The sequence below is a fragment of the Daejeonella sp. genome, assembly GCF_044348475.1.
GTDB lineage: Bacteria > Bacteroidota > Bacteroidia > Sphingobacteriales > Sphingobacteriaceae > Daejeonella.
In genome coordinates this window covers 1-4,882 of the sequence record NZ_JBIKSU010000115.1, presented here as the reverse complement: position 1 = coordinate 4,882, position 4,882 = coordinate 1, and the positions used below count along the sequence as shown (strand labels likewise).

General features: G+C 39.4%; 4 protein-coding genes. 1 reads left to right on the top strand and 3 read right to left on the bottom strand.

Features of this window, described 5'->3' with window-relative positions:
- Positions 1-666: 666 nt before the first annotated feature.
- On the bottom strand, positions 667-1,152 hold the full coding sequence (locus ACIQZ6_RS11890) for a hypothetical protein (RefSeq protein WP_395811372.1): 486 nt from the start codon (positions 1,150-1,152) through the stop codon (positions 667-669).
- Position 1,153: 1 nt separating this feature from the next.
- Entirely contained in the window at positions 1,154-2,482 is a 1,329-nt protein-coding gene (tilS, locus tag ACIQZ6_RS11885) for a tRNA lysidine(34) synthetase TilS (protein WP_395811371.1), read from the bottom strand.
- 50 nt (positions 2,483-2,532) lie between these two features.
- Here tilS and ACIQZ6_RS11880 point away from each other — a divergent pair, with 50 nt between their 5' ends.
- Positions 2,533-4,575, top strand: a complete 2,043-nt coding sequence (locus ACIQZ6_RS11880) for an OstA-like protein (RefSeq protein WP_395811369.1) — start codon at positions 2,533-2,535, stop codon at positions 4,573-4,575.
- Here the strand turns inward: ACIQZ6_RS11880 and ACIQZ6_RS11875 are convergent.
- Positions 4,556-4,882: non-canonical purine NTP pyrophosphatase (locus ACIQZ6_RS11875; protein WP_395811367.1), on the bottom strand; the 327-nt coding region annotated here is incomplete at its 5' end. The two genes, ACIQZ6_RS11880 and ACIQZ6_RS11875, sit on opposite strands and share 20 nt — an antisense overlap.

Genomic DNA, 4,882 nt, shown 5'->3' with positions numbered 1-4,882 from the left:
CTGGCAGACAATGCCGCGCAAGACGGTTTATAATGATGCAGCACAATTATTTTTATCCGCCACGCTAGCACAGACCTTTAATACCCGTTGTTCCGCATTGACTGGTGCGGCAATTACCGTCTTAGCCCTCGCAGAACCTTTCATAGCAGCAGGCGCAGCAGTGGGGTTTATTCGGTGTAGTCTATTGTTTTTTAAAGGCCCTCATGGTCTCGTCGTACCGCCTCGGCTTGGTCCTTTTTTCCTACAGAAAAAGGTAAAGCCCCCGCGGCTATGAGCGGAATAAAATTATGAATGGTGGGCACCACCAAGCACTTTCCTATGCTTGATGATTCTCAACACTAAAATTAAAAACCACCCCCTTTTATTCCCCCGCCAGCGGTGGACACTGGATGCCTAAGGAAAATTTGATTTAAACATTAAATTATATCCTCTTTTCGAAATCTTTTTATCCGATATGCTGTCCCCCGCGGCTATGAGCGGAATAAAAATATAAATGGGTACCACCAAGCATAAGGAAAAATCAACTACTAGATTGCGAGCGTAACCTTGTGTCATTGCGAGCCTAGCGCGGCAATCTCAATAGTTTATTGGATTCAAGTTTTGAGATTGCTTCGTCATGTCTCCTGGCAATGACAAATCACTTATATTTTCGAAATACCGTTAATATTATTTCTTCATTTCAGCCTTAATACTCTGCTCCAATTCAACCGGCCGCTGAGTGCCAATGATATAAAGTAAACCATCTCTGTCGGTCAGCTTTACGGCATCTTTGCCATCGGCATAGAAACGAACAGTGCCTTTTTGGTGAAGGTTATAAACTGGATTATTGATTATAAATGAACTGTATGGAGTGCGTTCAACCTTGACAATGCTATTCAAATCAATCTTGACCATTTTGGTGGTCCATAAACCATCCAGAACAATGCTTTTATTATTAACTGTGGTTTTATAATGTAGTAGGAACATCATAATTACTGATGTAATTAGGATACCGCATCCAACTACCAGGAACAACTCTGTATTCTGCTCACTTCGTTCCGTAATATAATAGGCTGCAAAACAGAATAATGCAAGTACCAAGCGGATACTGATACGGCCATGGTCGCGGCCTAGGTATTGTTTTTCTAAAAAAGCTGGTTCAATTTCTTGCATATCATAAGGATTGCTCTAAGATAAATACTTTTTTTGTGTTCGGACTAATTTTATAGCGTTCGCTGATACGGAATCCCACGATCCAAACGATATCTCCGTTACCATTTTCAAGTATTCCGATAGCTTTCTTATGATTCAGCCTGATCTTTTGCGCTATAAAAAAATCGCTAAGTTTCTTGTTGCTTTTTAAACCCAATGGCTGAAACTGATCTCCATTTTTCCAGGGTCTTAACTTCATTGGAAATTGAAGTAGATCATAGTCTAACTGTGCCATTGTTGCAGCATTACTTAATTGAAATTTACTAATTGATTCTACCCGGCTGCTGAATTTTTGTCTGTTCCAGATACATTCTGTAAGTTCTTTACTTAGGTAGATATCTAATGGAGTGCTTTGATGTATTTGGCAAAGTATCAGGCGATCACGATCTAAGATTAATTGATGTGATACTGATCTGAATACTTTTCCCGGAGATCCTTCCCAGGCTTTGGTCAGATCATTTAATACGCTTTCAGTAAATCCAAATGGGTGAAACAATTCATATAAGAGCGTATTTAAAGGAATTAAATTCTTTAATGACATGAGGTTTATCTCAAATTCTTGATCGTCCAGTTTTTTGAAGAGCTGCTCCCTGAGTTCATTAACACGCTGCTGCAACAGAATTTCAAGATCTGCAAAACGTTTTCTATTGGCTTCAAATGTTTGTTCTAGACTTGGGTTAAGCTCCTTTAAAACGGGAATTACTTCCAGCCTGATCTTGTTACGAGCATATTTAACCGATACATTTGAACTATCTTCGTGGTAGTCAAATGGGGGAATTTGATCAATTTCTTCCCTGCTTAAAAACAAAAGTGGCCTGATCAATTTATCCTTTTTTGCTAATATCCCATGTAAACCTGCAATACCTGTGCCGCGGGTAAGATTCAAGAGCATGGTTTCAATTACATCATTTTGGTGATGAGCAAGTGCGATATAGTGGTAGCCAAATTCCTTTCTGATCTTTTCTAGCCATTGGTAGCGAAGGTCTCTTGCGGCCATTTGAATAGAGATATGATTTTCTTTGGCATATTCTGCAGTTTCAAACCTGGTAGCAAAAAATTTGACCCCTAGTTCTGAGGCAAGTTGCGATGTAAATTGCTCATCCCGATCGGCTTCTTCATTCCTCAATTGGAAATTACAGTGAGCAATACCGAAATTAAATCCGGCTAATTTAAACAGCCTGGCCATCAGCACAGAGTCGCGACCACCGCTTACAGCTAGCAACACACACTCTTTTTCCTGAAAAAGGGCATGCTCTTTGATAAACGTTTGCAGGCGGTTTAGGGCTATCATGATGGTAAAATTATTTAATTAAAAATCCTTAGCCAAAAAACTATTTTTGTATGGTGAGAATAATCCTTTTTTCAGTTCTACTTACATTAGTATCGATCGCAGCTTTTTCACAGGGGCGACAGATCGAGATCAGGTCTTCTGAGTTGATCAAGGGCTTTCAGGCTTCGGGTTTTGTCAGGATAATTCGCCCTGTTTTTGCTCAAGAAGGCTCAACTCTTGCTGCAGATAGTGCTGATTTTAATCAGGCGGCCAATACCTTTGATGCTTTTGGACATGTAGTAATTACTCAACCCTCAGGCACCACCATTTATTCTGATCTTTTAAACTATGATGGAAATACCAAACTTGCAATTTTAACGAACAATGTAAGGTTTATTGATGGAGATGCTACATTAACCACCAATAATTTAACCTATAATATGAATACCCGCATTGGTATCTATACAGGAGGTGGGAAGATTGTGAACGGAAAAAATGTGCTGACCAGCAAAAACGGGTATTATTTTGCTGCTACCCGCGATGCTTATTTCAGAAATAATGTGATTCTTACTACACCCGATGCCCTGATCAAAAACGATACCTTGCGCTATAATTCAAATTCGAAAATTGCTTATTTCTACGGCCCGAGCAATATTTACGGAAAAGATGATACGCTGTATACCGAGAATGGAACGTATAATACAAACAACGATCAGGCTCGCTTTGGAAAGAATAATTTATATACTCAGGGAAGTAAATCTTTGACAGGAGATAGCTTGTTTTATGATCGTAAGGCTGGATATGGAAAGGCGATAGGGCATGTTACATTTATTGATACTACCCAAAAAGCAATCTTGAAAGGGGGTCTTGGTGAGTACAAAAAATTGGATGAGAGTATTCTGGTTACAAAAAATCCATATGTAGTTATTATCTCTGAAACGGATTCTTCTAAGGTTGATTCAATTTGGATGACCGCAGATACACTTTTGAGTAAGGTGGTTTTTACTAGAGATCTTATTCCGTATAAACAGGATGAGATCATTCCAGATGACCAGATTTCAATAAATGATACTCCTGAAATAAATACTCAGGATGCGATTAAACCTGTAATGCCAGATCAAAAGGATAATAACCTGGCGTTAAGGAAAGGTTCAAAAAAACCTGAAATGAATGTCACAGAAGATAGGGCTGAAATTCCTACGGAAGTGAAGATACCACCACCTCCCGTAAAAATTGCTCCGCCTAAACTTGATAAGAAGAAAGACAAATCTGTAAAGGATACCTTGAATAAAAAAGCCTTGTCTGACACTACAAAAGTGGTTTCTTCAATTAAGGATACGGTCAGTTTAGATACAACCCGTACCCGGATGATCATGGCTTATCATCATGCCAAGATATTCAAGTCTGATTTACAGGCAAGGGCAGATTCGATGTTTTTCAGCTACGCTGATTCTACAGTTAGATGTTATGTTAACCCAATGGTTTGGGCTCAGGGATCTCAGCTATCTGGTGATACAATATACCTTCAAATGAAGAATAAAAAGCTCGATAATATGCTATTGCATCATAATAGTTTCATTGTTAATACCGAAGATGCAGATTCTACTAATTTCAATCAGATTAAGGGTAAGGTGATTACGGGTTATTTTAAGGAAAATAAGCTGAATAATATGTTTGTAGATGGCAATGCAGAAAGTGTGTATTATTTGAAGGAGGATTCCACCTATAGCGGATTGAATCATATGGTTAGCAGCCGTTTAAGGATCCTGCTCAAGGATAATAAGCTAAACAATATCAGCGCCATTCGTACTATTGAAGCATCTATTACGCCAATGAAAGATCTGCAGGAAGAGGACAGAGTTTTAAAAGGCTTTATTTGGAAACCTCGCGACCGTCCCAAATCAAAGGAGGAGATCATTCCTCAACTGGCCAAGGCCGAACAAAAGCCTGCCGCGGCAAAAAAATCAGAAAAGAAAAGTACTCCTGCAAAGAGTGCTCCTGCAAAAAGTACGACACCTAAGGCCAATCCTTCAAAAAAAACGGAGCCAAATGCAGCTGTTAAAGTGGTACCCAAAGCAGCAACAAAAACGGCAGCTAAGAATATTCAGAATTAAGAAATCTGATTAGCTTATCCATGGCTTTTGCCCGGTGACTGATTTTGTTTTTTTCGTCGGCAGACATTTCTGCAAAGCTAATATCATACCCTTCAGGAACAAAGATAGGATCATAGCCAAAGCCCTTGCTTCCTGAGCGTTGCTGGCTAATCAAACCTTCAATACTCCCTTCAAAGAGATGCTCTTTGCCCCCTTTAATCAGGGATATCACTGTTTTGAATCGGGCTCTGCGGTCTGTTTTTCCAGCCAAGCGCTCCAAAACAAGGCTCATATTATCCTCAAAATCACGACTTCCTGAATAATGAGC